Origin of the sequence: Streptosporangium sp. NPDC006007, from assembly GCF_040614315.1 — a bacterium.
Taxonomy (GTDB): domain Bacteria; phylum Actinomycetota; class Actinomycetes; order Streptosporangiales; family Streptosporangiaceae; genus Streptosporangium.
In genome coordinates this window covers 51,913-68,926 of sequence record NZ_JBEXUG010000010.1, presented here as the reverse complement: position 1 = coordinate 68,926, position 17,014 = coordinate 51,913, and the positions used below count along the sequence as shown (strand labels likewise).

At 68.5% G+C, this 17,014-nt stretch carries 19 protein-coding genes and 2 tRNA genes; 10 read left to right on the top strand and 11 right to left on the bottom strand.

Translation table 11 applies throughout. The annotated features are described in order from the left end of the window. Positions 1–236 precede the first annotated feature (236 nt). On the top strand, positions 237–1,490 hold the full coding sequence (locus ABZ194_RS10875; RefSeq protein WP_355594712.1) for a helix-turn-helix transcriptional regulator: 1,254 nt from the start codon (positions 237–239) through the stop codon (positions 1,488–1,490). Between the two features lie 130 nt (positions 1,491–1,620). Continuing rightward, a complete protein-coding gene (locus ABZ194_RS10870; RefSeq protein ID WP_355594710.1) occupies positions 1,621–2,013 on the top strand; it encodes a hypothetical protein in 393 nt (130 codons plus the stop codon). Between the two features lie 282 nt (positions 2,014–2,295). Here the strand turns inward: ABZ194_RS10870 and ABZ194_RS10865 are convergent, their stop codons facing one another. Continuing rightward, positions 2,296–2,862 carry a hypothetical protein gene (locus ABZ194_RS10865; RefSeq protein ID WP_355594708.1) on the bottom strand — a complete coding sequence of 189 codons (567 nt, stop codon included), beginning with the start codon at positions 2,860–2,862 and terminating at the stop codon, positions 2,296–2,298. Between the two features lie 290 nt (positions 2,863–3,152). On the opposite strand from ABZ194_RS10865, the gene ABZ194_RS10860 reads away from it, so the two are divergent. Then, positions 3,153–3,362, top strand: a complete 210-nt coding sequence (locus ABZ194_RS10860; RefSeq protein ID WP_355594706.1) for a hypothetical protein — start codon at positions 3,153–3,155, stop codon at positions 3,360–3,362. A gap of 30 nt (positions 3,363–3,392) precedes the next feature. On the opposite strand, the gene ABZ194_RS10855 is transcribed toward ABZ194_RS10860, so the two are convergent. Beyond that, entirely contained in the window at positions 3,393–3,827 is a 435-nt protein-coding gene (locus tag ABZ194_RS10855; protein ID WP_355594704.1) for a hypothetical protein, read from the bottom strand. Between the two features lie 127 nt (positions 3,828–3,954). Between ABZ194_RS10855 and ABZ194_RS10850 the strand changes: the two genes are divergently transcribed. After that, positions 3,955–4,197 carry a glutaredoxin domain-containing protein gene (locus tag ABZ194_RS10850; RefSeq protein ID WP_355594702.1) on the top strand — a complete coding sequence of 81 codons (243 nt, stop codon included), beginning with the start codon at positions 3,955–3,957 and terminating at the stop codon, positions 4,195–4,197. A 61-nt stretch (positions 4,198–4,258) separates the two neighbouring features. On the opposite strand, the gene ABZ194_RS10845 is transcribed toward ABZ194_RS10850, so the two are convergent. The 8 genes from ABZ194_RS10845 to ABZ194_RS10810 all read right to left on the bottom strand — a co-directional run bounded on the left by ABZ194_RS10845 (position 4,259) and on the right by ABZ194_RS10810 (position 9,385). After that, on the bottom strand, positions 4,259–4,834 hold the full coding sequence (locus ABZ194_RS10845; protein WP_355594700.1) for a TMEM165/GDT1 family protein: 576 nt from the start codon (positions 4,832–4,834) through the stop codon (positions 4,259–4,261). 277 nt (positions 4,835–5,111) lie between these two features. Then, positions 5,112–6,149 carry a UDP-N-acetylmuramate dehydrogenase gene (locus ABZ194_RS10840; protein WP_355594698.1) on the bottom strand — a complete coding sequence of 346 codons (1,038 nt, stop codon included), beginning with the start codon at positions 6,147–6,149 and terminating at the stop codon, positions 5,112–5,114. 38 nt (positions 6,150–6,187) lie between these two features. Next, positions 6,188–7,426: a glycosyltransferase family A protein gene (locus ABZ194_RS10835; protein WP_355594696.1), complete on the bottom strand. Its 1,239-nt coding sequence runs from the start codon at positions 7,424–7,426 to the stop codon at positions 6,188–6,190. A gap of 229 nt (positions 7,427–7,655) precedes the next feature. Continuing rightward, on the bottom strand, positions 7,656–8,084 hold the full coding sequence (locus ABZ194_RS10830) for a MaoC family dehydratase (RefSeq protein WP_355594694.1): 429 nt from the start codon (positions 8,082–8,084) through the stop codon (positions 7,656–7,658). A 1-nt stretch (position 8,085) separates the two neighbouring features. Next, the gene (locus ABZ194_RS10825) at positions 8,086–8,532 is read right to left on the bottom strand and encodes a MaoC family dehydratase N-terminal domain-containing protein (RefSeq protein ID WP_355594692.1); all 447 of its coding nucleotides are present in this window, start codon (positions 8,530–8,532) and stop codon (positions 8,086–8,088) included. Positions 8,533–8,795: 263 nt separating this feature from the next. Further along, complete coding sequence (gene rpmG / locus ABZ194_RS10820) at positions 8,796–8,960, bottom strand: 50S ribosomal protein L33 (RefSeq protein ID WP_030921771.1); 165 nt, start codon at positions 8,958–8,960, stop codon at positions 8,796–8,798. A 75-nt stretch (positions 8,961–9,035) separates the two neighbouring features. Next, a tRNA-Met gene (locus ABZ194_RS10815) sits at positions 9,036–9,109 on the bottom strand. A 203-nt stretch (positions 9,110–9,312) separates the two neighbouring features. Then, positions 9,313–9,385 (bottom strand) — tRNA-Thr (locus ABZ194_RS10810). Positions 9,386–9,747: 362 nt separating this feature from the next. Between ABZ194_RS10810 and ABZ194_RS10805 the strand changes: the two genes are divergently transcribed. The 5 genes from ABZ194_RS10805 (at position 9,748) to ABZ194_RS10785 (ending at position 13,875) form a co-directional block, all read left to right on the top strand. Next, positions 9,748–10,167: a VOC family protein gene (locus tag ABZ194_RS10805; protein ID WP_355594690.1), complete on the top strand. Its 420-nt coding sequence runs from the start codon at positions 9,748–9,750 to the stop codon at positions 10,165–10,167. Positions 10,168–10,309: 142 nt separating this feature from the next. Continuing rightward, the gene (locus tag ABZ194_RS10800) at positions 10,310–10,951 is read left to right on the top strand and encodes a hemerythrin domain-containing protein (protein ID WP_355594688.1); all 642 of its coding nucleotides are present in this window, start codon (positions 10,310–10,312) and stop codon (positions 10,949–10,951) included. A 227-nt stretch (positions 10,952–11,178) separates the two neighbouring features. After that, complete coding sequence (locus ABZ194_RS10795) at positions 11,179–11,490, top strand: hypothetical protein (protein WP_355594686.1); 312 nt, start codon at positions 11,179–11,181, stop codon at positions 11,488–11,490. 620 nt (positions 11,491–12,110) lie between these two features. After that, positions 12,111–12,590, top strand: a complete 480-nt coding sequence (locus tag ABZ194_RS10790; RefSeq protein ID WP_355594684.1) for a pyridoxamine 5'-phosphate oxidase family protein — start codon at positions 12,111–12,113, stop codon at positions 12,588–12,590. A 610-nt stretch (positions 12,591–13,200) separates the two neighbouring features. Continuing rightward, on the top strand, positions 13,201–13,875 hold the full coding sequence (locus ABZ194_RS10785) for a DNA alkylation repair protein (protein ID WP_355594682.1): 675 nt from the start codon (positions 13,201–13,203) through the stop codon (positions 13,873–13,875). Between the two features lie 212 nt (positions 13,876–14,087). On the opposite strand, the gene ABZ194_RS10780 is transcribed toward ABZ194_RS10785, so the two are convergent. Further along, the gene (locus ABZ194_RS10780) at positions 14,088–15,980 is read right to left on the bottom strand and encodes a helix-turn-helix domain-containing protein (protein ID WP_355594680.1); all 1,893 of its coding nucleotides are present in this window, start codon (positions 15,978–15,980) and stop codon (positions 14,088–14,090) included. A gap of 241 nt (positions 15,981–16,221) precedes the next feature. Here ABZ194_RS10780 and ABZ194_RS10775 point away from each other — a divergent pair, with 241 nt between their 5' ends. Beyond that, positions 16,222–16,737, top strand: coding sequence for a hypothetical protein (locus tag ABZ194_RS10775; RefSeq protein ID WP_355594678.1), 516 nt, complete (start codon positions 16,222–16,224; stop codon positions 16,735–16,737). Positions 16,738–17,014 lie beyond the last annotated feature (277 nt).

Here is a 17,014-nt window from a genome sequence, read left to right as displayed (position 1 = left end):
GTTCGAGGATTTGCGGCGACCGTCTCGATCCCCACCGGGATGTCCGGGCGGAGGAGACCCTCGATCCATACCAATTGTGACCAACGGCCCGAACAGCCCGGTAATCGTTCTCCCCTGTCAAGGTCAACGGTCACCTGCGGAAAAGGCCGTGCCACCGCCCTCGCCGTCGCACGTCATCCGCGAGCGTGTAAGAACGGGTAAAACAGTGTTCATGTCACCGGCATGGCCGGGCGGTTATGGTGGAGATGCCGCGCAGCCGCGAGGAAGGCACAGACATGACAGGGAACGACTGGGACCCTGATCTTGGTAGTGACTTCGGAGAGCACACCGGACAGCGTATTGCCAGAGTTCGGAAGCATCGGGGACTCAGTCAACAGGCTTTAGCGGCAAAGGCTAAGATCTCTTACAGCCTTCTATCCAAAGTCGAATCCGGCCATAAAGTGGCCTCCGCCGCCCTCGTCGCCGCCGTGGCCCGTGCGCTCTCCGAGGACAGGGCCAAACTCGACGGGCGCCCCCGCCGCGGCGGGGAGCGGCGTCCAGACGCGGCCCACCTGGCGATTCCGGAGATCCGCCGTGTCATCGCCTGCATCGACATGGCCCCCGAACCGGAGGTCCCCCCGCGTTCACTGGACGAGCTGACCGCCGAGCGGAACCGGGCGCGCGTGCTTTTGGGCGACGCCGCCCACGCGCGACTCGGCGCGCTGCTGCCCGCCTCCATCGAGGAGCTGACCGCCCATGTCGCGGAGACGGGGGACCCCCGCGCCTGGCGGCTGCTGAGCAACATGCTCTCCCTGGCGTTCGCGCTGTCCAGAAGGCTCGGCTACCACGACCTGGGACAGGTCGCGCTCGAACGGGCCTCCCACGCCGCCGGCCTCGGCGACGACCCCAACCTGCCCCACATCGCCGACCTGTCGCGCGCCCTGCAGCTCTTCACCGTCGGCTCCTGGCCCCTGGCCTCCAGGCTGATGAGACAGACGGCGGGCAGGATCGACCAGAGCCGTCCGGGGGCTTTGCACGTGCTCACCGCCGTACACCTGCGCGGCGCCGTCGCCGCCGCCCTGGCCGCTCACGGCGGGGACGCGTGGGAGCACCACGCCCTGGCGACCGAGGCGGTCCTCCGAATCCCCGGCGGCCACCGCGGCGACCCCTACGGGCTGCAGGCGAACACCTCCAATGTCCAGATACACGGATGCACCGTCGCCATAGAAATGGGCGACTACGATCAAGCAATCAAAATGGACGAGAGACTTGTTTTCTCCCCCCCTCTGAGTGCGGCTCGGCGGGCGCACCACGAGATCGACATGGCACGGGCCCTCACCCAGGCCGGCAGGGCGGACAGGGCACTGAAACGACTTTTCATGGCCGAAAAAGTCGCCCCCGAGATGATCCGATTTCATGCCACCGCGAGAAGAGTCGTCCGGCAACTCTCCTCCCATTACCGAATCATTCCCGAATCCCTGAGGCGACTCGAAAACCGCATGTCCCTCTAAGAACTCTCCTGACATGATCTTTCACCAAAAGTGTGAAAACAAACCCTCTCCGCGATTCCTAGAATAGGAGGAGGAGCGGGTGCCAGGGCATTCGCCGCCCCAATCCGACGACTCCGATCCGGGAGGACGGTTGACAGGTCACGCGGCACAGACCGAACCTCAGGAGGCGATCGACGAGGCCACGGCGGAGAGCCAGGACAGGGCACTGGCCGTCGTGCAGCGGCTTCTCCAGGAACGGGGGATCCGTTCACGGTGCCATCACACGATCGGCCTGCGGCTCTACGCCAATCGGGTGGACGGCGTCACCTGGCCTGATCAGGCCCCGCCCCGATCGTGGACGGGCCGGTACCCGCCGGAACTGACCGTGCTCGGCTCCCAGGACCACTGCGAGGCGACGGTGACCGTGGACGCGCGTTCCGGCTGCTACCTGGTGTCCCTCCGCGACGATCCCGGTGTCCAGGCGGTCGAGCCCGAGCAGCCCGAGAAGGTCGTGGACCTGATCCTGTCCGCCGATCCGGAGTAAGGACCGGCGGACCTCAGCGGCAAGGACGGATCCGAGCAGGCGCCTGACCAGGGAATACAGAGACTCCAACGGGAGTGGACCAAAACCGTTCCGCCTGGTCAGGCCGGCTCGATTCGGCAAGCCGCCGCCGGGTGAGCACTGATCCCCTCAGGGGCACCAAACCTCAAGACCGGACCGCGTCCCCTGGTCGGCCATCGGATCCCTCCAGCATGGAGCCTTCGAGCCTCAATCCTCGGGAGGACGTCGCCCCGAGTCCGCGCTCTCCGCGCTCCCTTCGGGGACTTAGGCCCAGACGTCCCGGCCGCTGCTCCACAGCTCGGAGGCGTGGTACCCGAACCGGTCGAACAGGCCGTCGTCCTGGCAGCGGCGAAGGTGCAGCATGGGCGAGTCGTGCCCGACGAGCTTGGCCAGGTGCGGCGTCACGAGCATCTCGGAGTCGAGCCGGAAGACGCTCATCGCGATGTGCTCATCACCGTACCTCGCCTCGATGCCGGGCACGTCCCGCACCTGTTCGATCTCCGACAGGGTGATCCGGATGCGGGTGGAGACGGTCAGCGGGACGTTCTCCACCTCCTCCCGGTGCCGGGTGACCTCGCTGTCCGGGTCGCCGATCAGGAAACGGATTCGGCACCCCTGCTCGGCCTTGCGCTTGAGGACCTTGGCCAGGTTGGGATGCTCCAGCCACAGGAAATAGTTGGTGTATCCGGCGAAGACGATCTCGTTACGGGCCGAGCCGATCAGGTTGCGCCAGATCGACTTGGGGCAGGCGGACCGGTAGGGATAGACGGTCAGGACCTCCCGGTCCGGCCCGGTCTTCACGGTGTTACGGATAGCCTCCGGCCACAACACGGACGTATCAACTCCTAATGCCTCAGCCGCAGACCACTGATGCTGAAGGTGCGGAATTCGCGTCTCATCATGTAACCAGCGTTCCACCGCCTTAACGTCCACCTCGCAGCGGTCCGCCAGGATTTGACTGCTGAGCTTCGCGTCGAGCATGGCGCGGCGCAGGGAAACATTGGCCACGGTACACCTCGGGAAACGAAGACGTCAGGGACGTTTTGCCCTTAACGCTGAAACGTCCTGGACGTCTCTGGAATGCGGTGGGTTCGTCACTCAAACGGAATGACGCTTACTCCATGTCAACCCCCGTCATTCTAGAAGATCTCCAGGCGGCCTTTCCCGGCTGGCGCATCTGGCGCAGCTCAGCAGGCCGACTGTGGGCCACTCGGAACGGTCGGCATCTCACCGAAGAGGAGGTGAGCCGGGGCCTGCATCAGATGGTCGACGCCGATGACGTTCCCGGCCTCGCCCGGCTACTCCGTGACCAGGAGGACCTGGAGTCATGAATGCCACCGACAACCCCAGGGGTATTCCGGTCACTGAGACCACGGCGGAAAGTCAGGACAGGGCGTTGGCCGTGGTGCAGCGGCTCCCCCCGGCAGCCCGTCCGCGATCTGCCGCCCGGCCCTGCGCAACGGGTTGAGCAGGGTGAACGGGTCCTGCATGAGGAGGGAGACCACTCCGCCGCGCTGCCGTGCGCGGGCACGCGGATCGTCGTCCACCCGCTCACCCGCGACGCGGACCCGCCCGGTGGCCTCCAGGCCGCGGGGCAGCGAGCTGATGGAGGAGGGCAGCGCGACCCTGAGGAGGTCGAGGGAGCCCGCCGCCCCGCCGGGGTTCTCGGCCGGGCCGGTTTGACCGGTCGAGCCGCAGGCGGCGGTCAGGCCGGGAACCGCCGCCAGGCCGCCCACGATGGCCATGGACCTCAGGAGGGAGCGCCGGGTGAAGGCGGCGTTGGGGAGATCGGCCACGGGGGCCTACTTTCGTGCGACCAGCCAGCTCATCTAGCTGCTGCGTCTACCATTACTATCCAGTTGGCTCAGGAGAGTATTCGCTAGATGGCATCCGGGTCAATCCCACCTTTCGAATGGGGAATACATGGACTCCCTTACCGTCTACAGCGCCCCCTGGTGCGGCCACTGCCACCGCCTGAAGGCAGCGCTCACCCGCGCGGACATCCCCTTCGTCGAGGTGGACGTCGACCGGACGCCGGGAGCCGTCGAGATCATCACCGAGATCGGCGGCGGCTCCTGGCTGATCCCGACCGTGGTCCTCCCCGACGGGTCCGGCCTGGTCAACCCCGGCGTTCAGGAGATCCGGGAACGCCTGGCCCAGCCCTGACCGCCGGCGTTCGACCGGGCGAGGTCGTCACAGGAGGGCCCCGGCACGCGCCCGGGTCCTCCTACGATCGGCCGAGCAGCGGCTCGACCAGCAAAAGCACGCCGAAGACGGCGAACGCCGCGGCGGCGCCGTACCGGACGACCTTCTCGGGAAGGTGCCTGCCGAGCATCCGGCCGACCGCGATGGCCAGCGCGTCGGCGGCGACCATGCCGACCGTCGAGCCGAGCCAGGTGCCGAACCAGCCGTACTGCGTGGCCAGCGTGATGGTGGCCAGCATCGTCTTGTCACCGAGCTCGGCGAGGAGGAAGGCCACGGTCACCGCGATGAGCGCCGACCGGGTGGTGCGCTCCGCCTTCCGCGCCTCCTCCTCGGTCAGTTCGTCCCCGCGCAGCGTCCACGCGGCGAAACCGAGGAAGGCGACGCCCGCGACGACCGTGATCGCCGTGGTGGGAATCAGGTCGCCCGCCAGCCGGCCCACGCCGACACTGACCAGGTGAACGACGGCGGTGGCCACGGTGATGCCGGCCAGGACCGGCCACGGCCTGAACCGGGTCGCGAAGGTCATCGCCATGAGCTGGCTTTTGTCACCGAGTTCGGCGACGAAGATCACGGCGAGACTGATCCAGAACGCTTCCAACGAGGTGCCCTTCCGCGCGCGGCCGGGCCGGAAGGAGCCCTCGGGGAGTCTCGGGCACGACTTCGGCCCGGCGGCATCCAACTGTGCCTGCCAGGCCGAAGGTCTCGTCCGCCTCGTTTCGAGGCCCGCGCGACCGGGCGCCCGGAGGCGCCAGCATGTCGATCACGCGATTGGGACTACTCCCCTTCGGGTGTTTCCCTCCGACTGTAACAGGCGCCGGAACCCCGCCGGCCGGAGGCGTCCTCCCAGGAGAGAGGGAACAGGGCTGAGTCGCGGGTCAGAGTTGGGCGCCGACCATCACGGGCTCGTTGACGAGCGTGACGCCGAACTTCTCCCAGACCCCGTCCCTGACCTCACGGGCCAGGTCGAGAAGGTCGGCGGTCGTCGCCGACAGCTCGGGATTGGTCATGGCGAGGGTGTGCTTGGTGGAGATCCGCGCGGGACCGCGCCGGTAGCCCTTCGGGAACCCGGCGTTCTCGATCAGCCAGGCCGCGGGAACCTTCAGGGCGCCCCCGGGCATGTCCCAGCGGGGAAAACCGGGAACGCGCAGCTCCAGCTCGGCCGCCTGCCGCGCGGTGAGGACGGGATTGGTGAAGAACGAACCGGCGCTCCGGGTGTCGGGGTCAGCCCCGTCGAGCACCATCCCCTTGCCCCTGCGCAGCTCCAGCACGGCCTCCCTGGCCCGCGCCAACGGCACCCGCCCGCCCAGCGCGACACCCAGCCGGGCGGCCAGCTCCCGGTAGGCGATCGGGCCGGACATCGTGTCCCCGGCCAGCTCGTAGGTGACCGCCAGGACGACGTACCGGCCCGGCTCCTCCTTGAACGCGCTGTGCCGGTAGGCGAACCCGCACTCCCCCGCGACGAGGTCGCGCACCTCACCGGTCCCGCGGTCGTAGACCCGCACCCCGGTGACCGTCTGCGACACGTCCTGCCCGTAGGCGCCGACATTCTGGATCGGCGTGGACCCGACCAGCCCCGGAATCCCGGACAGGCACTCGACCCCGGACCACCCCTCCGCCGTCGCGAGGGCGACCAGCGCGTCCCAGTCCTCCCCCGCCTGCGCGGTCACCCGGTCCCCGTCGATCTCGATCCCCCGCGAGGCGACGCGCACGACCAGCCCGTCGAACCCCTCATCCGCCACGACCAGGTTGCTGCCCCCGCCGAGCACGAGCACGGGCTCCCCCGACCGGTCCGCCTCGGCCACCAGCTCGACGATCTCCTCCGCCGACCCGGCCGCCACGAACGCCCTGGCCGGTCCGCCCAGCCCCAACGTCGTGTACGGCGCCAGCCGTACCCCCGCGACCCGTTCCGTCATGCCCGTCTCCACCCCCGGTGCGAAATCCGGCGACCAGCCTACGTGGCGCGCAGCAGCCCCAGCACACGATCGTAGGTCCTGCCGGACTCCCGGTCGCGATAGCCGGGATCGACGTCGTGATAGCCACGATGCCGTTCCTGGTGGACCGGCGGATCCTCGCCCAGCGCGACCACGGTGCCGGAGAGTCTGAGGGAGAACTCCAGGTCGGCGTTGCGGTAGTAACGGGCATCGCGAGAGAACCCTCCCGCGGCGAGCGCGGCGTCCCGCCTGACGGCGAACAGGTCGCCGAGCACCGCGCGCACCTCGCCGGGGCCCGCCTCGTGCCAGTCGTGCCCGTCCTCCCCCGGGTTCACCCCCTTCCAGCCCGCCGCGACCACATCGTCCGTCAGCGCCACGACCAGCGGGGTGATCGCGTCGCCGTCCATGATCGTGGAGGTCTCCATCACGATGTGCACGTCGGAGGTGTCGAGCTCCAGCAGCTTGGTACGGCTCTCGCCCCACCCCGCCGAACCTCCCCGCCAGTGCGGGGTCTCGGCCACATGCCACCCCCGCACCCGGCGCGGATACTCGTCGGCCAGCTCCCGCAGGACGATCCCGGCTCCGTCCACGTTTCCCAGATCCAGGGCGATGACCTTCACCTCGGTGCGGGCGATCAGAGCGCGGACGCACTCCCTCAGGTCGTCGGGCCAACCGTCCACCACGAGCCCGACCGTCACGGTCGGCGGCGCCGCCCGCTCCTCGGCCCTGATCGGGGTGATCTCCTCGTCAAGCCGCGACACCGCGAGACTGGAGTCCCAGAGCAGCTGAGAGGAGAGCATCCGCTCGGAGTCGCCCTCGTTCCCGGCCGACCGGCCGACAAGCTCGGAGCCCTGGGGCCTCTGCCTCGGCGCGGCCTCGGTCTCGGCGACCCGGCCCGCGTCCAGATCTCCGAGCCGCTCGGGACGGGCCTCGGGGTCGGCGGCCCGCTCGACCCGGCCGGCGTCCGGTGAGACGGCCTCACGACCGGCGGCCCCGGAACGCTCCGGACCGGCCGCCCCCTCCGAATCCGGCATCCCATCCGAACCGGCCCGTCCCGGGACGGGAATCGACCCCACCGTGGGCCACACCTCGAAGGGCGGCCGGGGAGTGAGCTCGAAGCCGTCGCCGGTATCTCGGACAAGCCAGCCGTGACCTTCGATCTCGTCGCGGAGCGCGTCGGCCCCGGCACGGTCACGGATGGTCCGGGCCCTGGCCCACTGCTCGGCGAGGACGGTCACGTGAGGTGGTATTTCGCTCATTCCCGGACGCTACCCACGGACCGGGGGAGGAATCGGCCGCCGACCGGTGGGCCGTACCCGGGGGCCGATCCCGCCCGTGCCTCCTCCCCGTCCAGAGGCCGGGCGACACGGCCCACGGCCGGAGACACGGCCCGGAACCACTCCCGGGAGGCCCGGCACCGCGACCGGGCTCAACCGGGCTCAACCGGTGAACGACACGCGACCCGGTGAACGTCTGTAATCGTCGAGGCTAGGCGAGCTGGACCACCGCGCGGGCCTTGGAGAGCACCCGGGAGTCACCGGACCTGGCGGTCAGCGCGATCACCACGCGCTTGTCCTCAAGCTTCTGCTCGACGACGCCGCTCACCGTGATGACGGTGCCCTGCTCGTCGTCCGGGACGACCACCATGGAGGAGAAGCGCACACCGTAGTCGACGATCGCGCCCGGATCACCCGCCCAGTCGGTGACGAACCGGCCGGCCTGCGCCATGGTGTACATGCCGTGCGCGATGACGTCGGGCAGGCCGACGGTCTTGGCGAAACGCTCGTTCCAGTGGATGGGGTTGAAATCGCCGGAGGCCCCGGCGTACATCACCAGGCTGACCCGGCGGACCGGATAGTCGACGGCGGGAATCTCCTGGCCCGTCTGGACATCGTCGTACTTGACAGTCGCGGCCATCTCAGCCCGCCCCTCCACGCTCGACGATGGTGTTGTAGGTCGTGCAGACGAGCTCGCCCTCGACGGTGGTGACGTCGCTCTTCACGGTGATGAACTCGTTGCGGCCGACGCTGCGGATGTCGGTCACCGTCGAGACGGTGACCAGCTCGTCGCCGGCGTGGATCGGGCGCCGATACTCAAACCGCTGCTCGCCATGGACCACCATGGCGAAGTTCAGGCCGAGCTCGGGGTCCTCCAGGATCGAGCCGCCTGCCAGGCTGAACACGATGGGGAAGGTCGGCGGCGCGATCAGGTCCGGGTGACCGGCGGCCTGGGCGGCCTCGCGGTCCCGGTAGATCGGGTTGTCGTCGCCGATCGCCGTCGCGAACTCTTTGATCTTCACACGGCTGACCTCGTAGGGCGGGGAGGGCGCGGACGCCCGCCCGACGAAATCACGGTTCAGAGCCATCGTGCTCCTTTGCGGATACCGGGCTGGTGAGGCCGACAGTAACAGAACAAGGTTCCGGGGATCGTCCTCCCGGACGCCCCCCGGAAAACGGTAGCCCGGCCCGCACCGGAGTCCCGCTGTCGAGCACGGTCAACACCCGGGCGGAAAAGCTGTGCGGATACGACAGACCGGCGCCCTCGCGGAGGGCGCCGGTCTGTGTTCGAGTATGAGAGCGCTGCTGAAGGTACCCATCTCCCGGGGAGACCGGGAGGCTTCGCAGAGACTTAGCGGGTCTCGCGGTGCGCCTGATGCGTCTTGCAGTTGGGGCAGTACTTCTTCAGCTCAAGCCGGTCCGGGTCGTTACGCCGGTTCTTCCGCGTGATGTAGTTGCGGTGCTTGCACTCCTGGCAGGCCAGCGTGATCTTCGGCCTAACGTCGGTGGCAGCCACTTGGGAGTGCCTTTCTACGTTTGAGACTGGGACAACCCACGCCGACTCCTCATGAAGAAGGAGCCGGGAGGGTAGTAGCGGAGGCCGGACTTGAACCGGCGACACAACGATTATGAGCCGTTTGCTCTGCCTGACTGAGCTACTCCGCCTTGCGGCCGACAAAACCGACGGCCCCCGCAAGGATACCCGACCCGCAGAGTGACTGCGTACTTGCGCAGGTCAGGGCCATCACTTCCGGGTTTCCCCGGTATGCCCACCCGTGCGCCGGGAATCTTGAGGGGGTCGCGGGTGGCTCCAGAGGCCCACCCAAGCCAAAAGCCCCAACCGGACGGTCAGGGCCTTGGAGTTGTCGAGCCCCTTTACGGAATCGAACCGTAGACCTTCTCCTTACCATGGAGACGCTCTGCCGACTGAGCTAAAGGGGCCTGTCCGGCTTGGCTTTCGCCCCGCGGACAGGAGTAACCATACACGCCTCGGCAGCGCGATGCGAAATCAATCGAGGACCACCCGGATCACCACACCCTCCCCACGGGGACACCGTTGACAGCCCCGTTGACAGCCGGGTTCCCGCGTCACGGGAACACCGTTGACGGCACTCGCCACAGCCCCCCGGACGCTCCCGCGACACCGCCGACCTGGCACTCCCCCGGCATCGTTGACGGCCTCCCACGCAACCCGCCGACCGGGCACTTCCACGGCTCGTGGACCGGCACTCCCCGGCGGCGAGGAGGGTTCTAAGGTTGCGAACGTACTCGGGCGGGCGAGACGGCGACGAGAGGCGTAACACGTGTCGGAAGCGAACTTCTCCGGAATCCACCACATCGCGCTGAACGTGCGCGACCTTGACACCTCCGCGCGCTGGTACGGCGACGTCCTGGGCTTCTCGCCGCTGTTTCCCTGGGACACCGACAGCTTCGAGAGGCGCGTCATGCGCCACCCGAGCGGAGTCGTCATCGGGCTGACGAGGCACAGGCACGCGGACGCCGACGCGGAGTTCAGCGAACGCCGGACGGGGCTCGACCACCTGGCGTTCGCGGTGGAGACGGAGGCCGAGCTGGAGGCGTGGGTCGCCCGGCTGACCGACGCCGGTGTCACGCATTCCGGAATCAAGGTCACGCCGGCGACGGGCTTCACTCTGATCGCGTTCCGGGATCCGGACGACATCCAGCTGGAGATGTACCTCGCGCCGGGTGCCACGGCTCGCTGAGCGACGTCCGTCGCCGCCCAGCCGTCTCCCCCCGGTCTCTCCGTCCTGGAGAACCACACCAAGTGGTCCCCAAGTGGGCGACAAGTGAACTGTCGCATCGTGGTCGGGTGGACACCGCACACCGACCGAGGAGAGACCCCCGATGACCCCCGAACTGCTGGGATTCCAGATCGCCCACCGCGCCATGCGGGGCGAGGCCCGCCGCCTGGCCGTCCTCGCGACGGAGCTGGCCGAGGGACGGCAGTCCGCCGACACGACCCGCGCCACGGCCATCACCGGATTCATCACGGCGCTGTGCGCGGGCATCCACCATCACCACACGATGGAGGACGAGGTGCTCTGGCCCGTCATCGAGCGATCCGCCGGAGCCGTGGTCGACCTGCGCGAGCTGAGCGACGACCACTCCGCGCTGGACCCGCTGCTGGCCGAGATCAACGGCCAGGCGGTGATGTTCTCCTCCACCAGGGACGCCTCCGCGCTCGCCACCTCGCTCACCAGGCTCGCCGAGATGCTCGACGCGCACATCGAGGAGGAGGAGCGGCTGATCTTCCCCATCATCACCGCGTACGTGTCCGTCTCCGACTGGAAGCGGGTCGAGGACGCCGCCCGCAAGGGGACCGACGTCAGGGTCGACCTGCCGAGGTTCGAGGTGTACGCCAGGCCCGAGGAGCTCGTCCGGCTGCGCAAACTGGCCGGTCCCGCGCTGACGGTGATGCTGTCGCTGTTCCGCGGCGGCTACCGGCGGCGCTGCCGGCTCGTCTTCGGCCCCCTCGTGGACGCCTGAGTCCCGCTCCCTTCGTGGACGCCCGAACTCCGTCCCCCTGTCCCCCTCGTGAACGCCTGAATCCCGGCCTCTCTCGTGGACGTCTGAGCCCCGTCCCCGGTAGGAGGGGCTCGGTGCGGGAGACTGTCCCACCGCGGGGCATCGGTGTACGTGCCCCGCACCGCCTCCGAGCGAGAGCATCCGGTGAGGCGACCTGTGGGGGCGGCCGGACGACTTCGAGGAGCACAATGCTGCAGGACCGGCGGAGAGCGGCGATCCGCGCGCTCGACGAGAGTGGCAGGCCGCACCTGTACTGGCACGGGGTGGACGACGACGGTCACGTGTGGCTCTTCGAGACCGTCATCGACGACGGCGGGGAGTACTGGCCGGTGAAACACGCCGAACTGGGCTCGGACGGCCTGGCCCGGCGGTATTCGTGGGATCACATCGACGATGAGCACGGCTTCCTGGCCGAGGGGCCGATCTATCCGGACGACTTCGGCCTGCGTCCGCTGACCGTCGAGGAGTTCGCCACCCTGTGGGAGGCGCTGGGCGGATGAGCGTGCCCGGAGCGGGTGGAGCACGCGTGTCCGCCGGGCGCCCTCGGAGCCGAGCCCCCACCCGCGGCCCTCGAACCCGCCGTGACCACGGCACCCGGGCCGGCGGCCGACCAGGCGAATCTTTCGCCGATTAATTCACTGTCCGCTTTCGGACAGGCCCGATAAGACGACGACCGATATAATCGAAATAACACTAGACATGGGATATATGGTGGTGATGCATACAATGATCGTACCGTGAAAGGCCACTCACCCCGGGGAACTCAGAGCCAGGGGCCGTGCCCGGCTCTTCCCCACCAAGGAGACCCGGCGACGTCCCCTCCGCTCGCGGACCACCGCCTGATCGCAGAACGCCCCACCAGGCCGTGGAAGAGGGTCGGCGACACCGGCCGACGGACCGCCCGGCGGCGCCTCGCCGTACGGAACCAACACGTCAACACCCATGCGGCCACCCCGGCGCTCCTCCGGCCCCGGCCCGCACCCCAAGCCCTGAAGACCGAGCCACGGGAAATAAACAAGAACCTTTCTCATTTGCGTGTCGAACAGCACCGCGAGCTATAAGAAATTCCGTCGCCGGCACATGAGAGTACACCCTCGCACCCACCAGAATGGAGGCTTCAGTGGCTGCTTGGAATGACGTGATCTACTCGGCACCCGAGTTCGCCGCCATGGTGCAAACACTCTTCGACGCTCACAGAAACAAGTTGCTCGCGACGCTGCGTAAAGACGGGTCACCCCGTATCAGCGCCGTCGAGGTGGACTTCGTCGGCGGCGACCTCTGGCTGGGCATGATGTTCGGCTCCCGCAAGGCGCACGACCTCCAGCGTGATCCGCGGTTCGCCCTGCACAGCGCGTCCACCACCCCCGACGACGACGATCCGTCAAAATGGCCGGGCGACGCCAAGCTGTCCGGCCTGGCGGTGGAGATCACCGACTCCTCCCAGGCCAAACGGCTCGCCCCCTCGCCCAGCGGCCAGTCCCACCTGTTCCGCGCCGACATCCACGAGGTCGTCCTGACCAAGATCGGCGATTCGGCCGACCATCTCGTCATCGAGCTGTGGCGGGAGAACCGAGGTCTGCGGCGGTTCAAGCGACACTGAGCCCGCCCGGGTGACCGGCGCCGCCTCTGGCGGCTTGAGTCATCGCGCCAGAAGACGGCCGACCGCCAAGGTGAGGCTCCGCCAAGAACCGGTGACGCGCCGTCCAACCACCGTCTCTCCAGGCCGGGACCACTCCGCTCAAGCCGGCGTCGCGTCGCGCGGACGGCGTGACGGCCTCCGCGATTGAGCCGCCCGTGACCCCGGCGCCCCGCACAGGCCCCGGTCTTGTCCAGAGCTCATCGCTCACCAACGCCTGAAAGGGATACGGCCCGCACAGACGGGCGCAGCCCACGGTCTACCCCGCCGGGCGCGTCCCTCGTCCGGCCGTGCCCCGGCCACGGCGAGAAGGCCTCGGCCCCTGAGACGAGGTAGGGATCCGCCCCCCGACCGGATCGGGGAACACATCCGCGCTGTCATCAGAGACGAAGTCCTGGCCCGCCGATCGGTCCCGGCCCGAGAAAAGATCAGCCACCGGCAGTCGACCGTGAGGGCGCTATCAGGTCGGCGCCGCATCACCAGCGTGGACGATTTCGGTGCGCGATCCCGCGACCTGTAAGGAGGCCGACTTCCGTCGTAGGCTGAATCTCGCACGTGAGGACAGGAGGCTGAGGTGGCCGAGACGACGGTGGCCGAGGTGATGGCCGAGCTGGCCGACCTTGAGGATCCGAGGGCACGCGAGGTGAACGAGAAACACGGTGACGATCACGGTGTGAACCTCGGCAAACTGCGCGCGCTCGCGAAGCGGCTGAAGACGCAGCAGGAACTCGCGTGCCGGCTCTGGGAGACGGATGACACCGCGGCGAGACTGCTGGCGATCCTGATCTGCCGCCCGAAGGCGTTCGAGCGTGACGAGCTGGACGTCATGGTGCGTGAGGCGCGCACGCCCAAGGTGCACGACTGGCTCGTGAACTACGTGGTGAAGAAGAACCCGCACTCCGAAGAGCTCTGCCCGGCCTGGTCCGCCGATCCGGATCCAGTGGTCGCGAGTGCCGGCTGGGCGCTGACCACCGAACGCGTGGCGAAGAAGCCCGAGCGCCTCGACCTCGCAGGACTGCTCGACGTCATCGAGGCGGAGATGAAAGACGCCCCGGATCGCCTGCAGTGGGCGATGAACCACTGCCTGGCTCAGATCGGGATCGAGCACGCCGAGCACCGCACCCGCGCGATCGACATCGGTGAGCGCCTGGAGGTGCTCAAGGACTACCCGACTTCCCCGGGCTGCACGTCTCCGTTCGCGCCCATCTGGATCACCGAGATGGTGCGCCGACAGCACGGAAAGCAGTGACTTATGTGGTGAGTCGGCGGTAGCGAACGAGGCGGCGGCGATGGCGACGAAGGGCGCGAAGTGGTCTGCCCTGCATTCGTGGCGCCGGTATAAGCGGCGGCAGCCGGCCGGGAGACGGTGCGCTCTCCGCCACCCGGCGATGGCGGCCCACCAACCGGCTGGACTCGATCCCGCTACTCCTCAAGCGCTGTCCCCCTGGACCCGGCCTCGCTCTACGGACGGTCCTCGATCAGCACGGGCTCTTCCGTCACGGTGATGGTATCCCCCGGCCTGACCTGCACGGTGGCGCCGTCCAACCGTCGAACAACGTGAGCATTCGGGCCCGCGGTGGTGTCGGCCGTCCCGGAGAACGCCCACCGGATCGTCGCGGTGTACTCCCAGTCGGGCTCGATCACGGTGAACTCGCACTGCCACACGTTCTCGGGGAGATTGATCGCCAGGCCGCGTCCGCACGATCGGCTGTGGGCGTGAGCGAGCCACCGCTGCAGTTGCTCGACGGCCAGCGCGGCACGGGTCGGAGCGCCTCCCTCGGCCTGAAGGACGATCGGGATCTTGGTGCCGCCCCAGTTGTAGAAGTACATGCGCTCAAGGTTGACGTTCCGCGCCCACAGCCCGGTGAGAAAGAAACGCACCGCGTAGTTACGCGCCCTGGTCTCGTCCAGCGGTCGTTCCAGGGGGATCGAGTAGGTCGTGCCCGTGCTCCACAGGCGCGGCTGTATCCCCACCTTGTGCATCGTCCGATCGACCATGGTCGCGAGTTCCAGCATGCTCTCGGGCGGATCGGACGCGGTGCGTTGATGCAGCTTGATCCCCGCGACGTCGCAGTGGTCGTACCCTCCCAGCTCGGCGAACCGCCGCAGCACACTTCGCCCCTCAGGCGTCCATAACCGCCCCATGCCCGGACAGACCACTGTGGCCTTGGGGTCGGCCCTTCTGATGACCACGCTGGCCCGTCGCGTCATCTCGACCAGCGTCTCGACGGTGCCGGCGTAGAAGCGACGGTCGTTGCCGAGCACCCACAGCTCGTACGCCGCGATACGCCCGCGATAACGCCCGACCAGGGCGCGCACGAACGTGTCCCAGTCGGCGAGGTCGTCGGGCGGTGCGGCCTTGGACCCGTCCGGGTACGGCGCCGCGGGACCTCCGGGGCTCGCCCACCCGGGTGTCCCGCCGAGCACGAACAGCACGGGCAGGCCGGCCCGGTGGGCGCCCGTGACGAGACGTTCGAGTACCGACCAGTCGTACTCGCCGCGCTCGGGCTGAATCTGGGCCCAGCGGGTCTCACTGTCCCACAGCCGCACGGCGCCGACCCGGAAGGCGGGCATGGTGCCGGTGGAACTGTTCATGGTGACACCGAACAACGTGCGCGGGACAAGAGCTGGAGGCTTGGTCCAGGCGGGCCCGGTGATCCACTGCGGCTGCGCGACTGGACTCGGGGGCGGGGGCGGCGTGCTGGCCGTGAGCACCGTCAAGCACGCGACCGCCAACGCCGCACTCAGGAACGCGAGCCCCTGACGCGCCCCCGCCCACCTCGGCCGCCGGGCCGCGACACCCGACCCGCCGACCTCGGTGGCCCCCCAGCCGAGGCCGGGACCGATCTCGACGGTCTCGCCCTCTCCCGCGAGGGCCGTGCTCCTCACCGGAGAGGTCACGGAGACGGCGGGCGCCTCCTCCGCGCGGGGTGCCGCGGAGATGACAGGCGCCCCCTTCGCGGCGGGCGCCACCAAGGCGAGGGCGGGCTCCCGCGTGACCGTCACCGGCGCCGTGGCCGCGCCGCCCTTGCCGGCCGCGTCGCCTTCGCTCGACATGCCCCCCTGGCCGGATACGTCGCTCTCCGCGGGCGAGCCGGATGTCACGGCTTCGGCGCCCGGAGACGCGGTCGCCTTTGCCCAGAGCCGGTACAGCTCGCCCAGTTCGGCCTTGTCGGCGCCACACGCTCGCGCGATGCGCTCAAGCGGGCCGTAACTGTCCGGGACGATCTCGCCGCGGCAGTAGCGATGGACCGTGGACCGGCTCATCCCGGTACGGCGTCCCAGAGCCTCATATGTGCGCCCGCCACGCAGCTTCAGCTCGGACAGCAACTCGGCCAGCCGCTCCGCTGACACCTGCCACCTCATCTCGCATCGGCCCGGAATACGTGAAGTATCCCAAGACGACATGAACGGCACAGGGCAAAGCCATGATCATTTCTCACTGTCCCAGGGCTGTCCCACCCCATTGCCGGAGCAGCACGCGTGTTGTCAGGCTGTCCGGAGTCCGTCCGGGCCACGCCGTCGAAGGCCCTGGCGCAACGTGATCTCCGGCGACACCAGCTGGCACAACCCCGTCAGCCAGAAAGGCAGAAGGATGACCATTAGAAGACGCGTGGCCCTCTCCGCACTCCTCGTCCTCGGCACGCTCGGCCTCACCTCCCCCGCACACGCCGGAACGACGACGGACGCGCGAACCGGCTCCATCACGGCCACACCGTCCGAATGCGACAACTACTCCTTCGACGTCTTCGGCCGCGTCGGGTGGGGGGTGTCGTTCTCCGCCTACGGCCGGAATGTAGACTTACGCAACGGCAGGGCCTTCAACCACAGCTTCGCCATGATCAGCGCCGCCACCTACCGGTCCGGAGACCAGGTGTGGGCCGACCGCAGCCTCCAGGCCATGCCCAGCAGCGTCCCCACGCACTTCAGGGACGACAACATCGTCATCAGCCGCGGCGGCTGGAAGCAGTGCGGCCCGTTCCAGCAAGCTTCGCAGCAGGTAATGAACTGGAACACCGACACCCAGCACCACTTCGCCGTCCGCGCCTGCATGCGGCCGAACGACGGCCGCCCGAGCGTTTGCGGTGAATGGTACGTCGACCGCTCCTGACGAGGCGGCGCTCGGCTTCACCGTCACCCTCGCCCTGGCCTGACAACCCCGCCAGGCCAGGACTGCGATCAGCGATCACGGCACACCGACCATCGCGGGTCTACGCCACGTGCATCCTGGGACAGGATGAGCACGCCCGGAAGCTGATTACCGAGGCGCTGAAACCCTCACAGAACTCCGGCTGAGCGCCGACGCACATACAACGCAAGTACCCGTAGATCGTCGTTGACGACCGGATACACGAAAAAGGCCCCCCGGCGCGTTCGCGCTGGTGAGG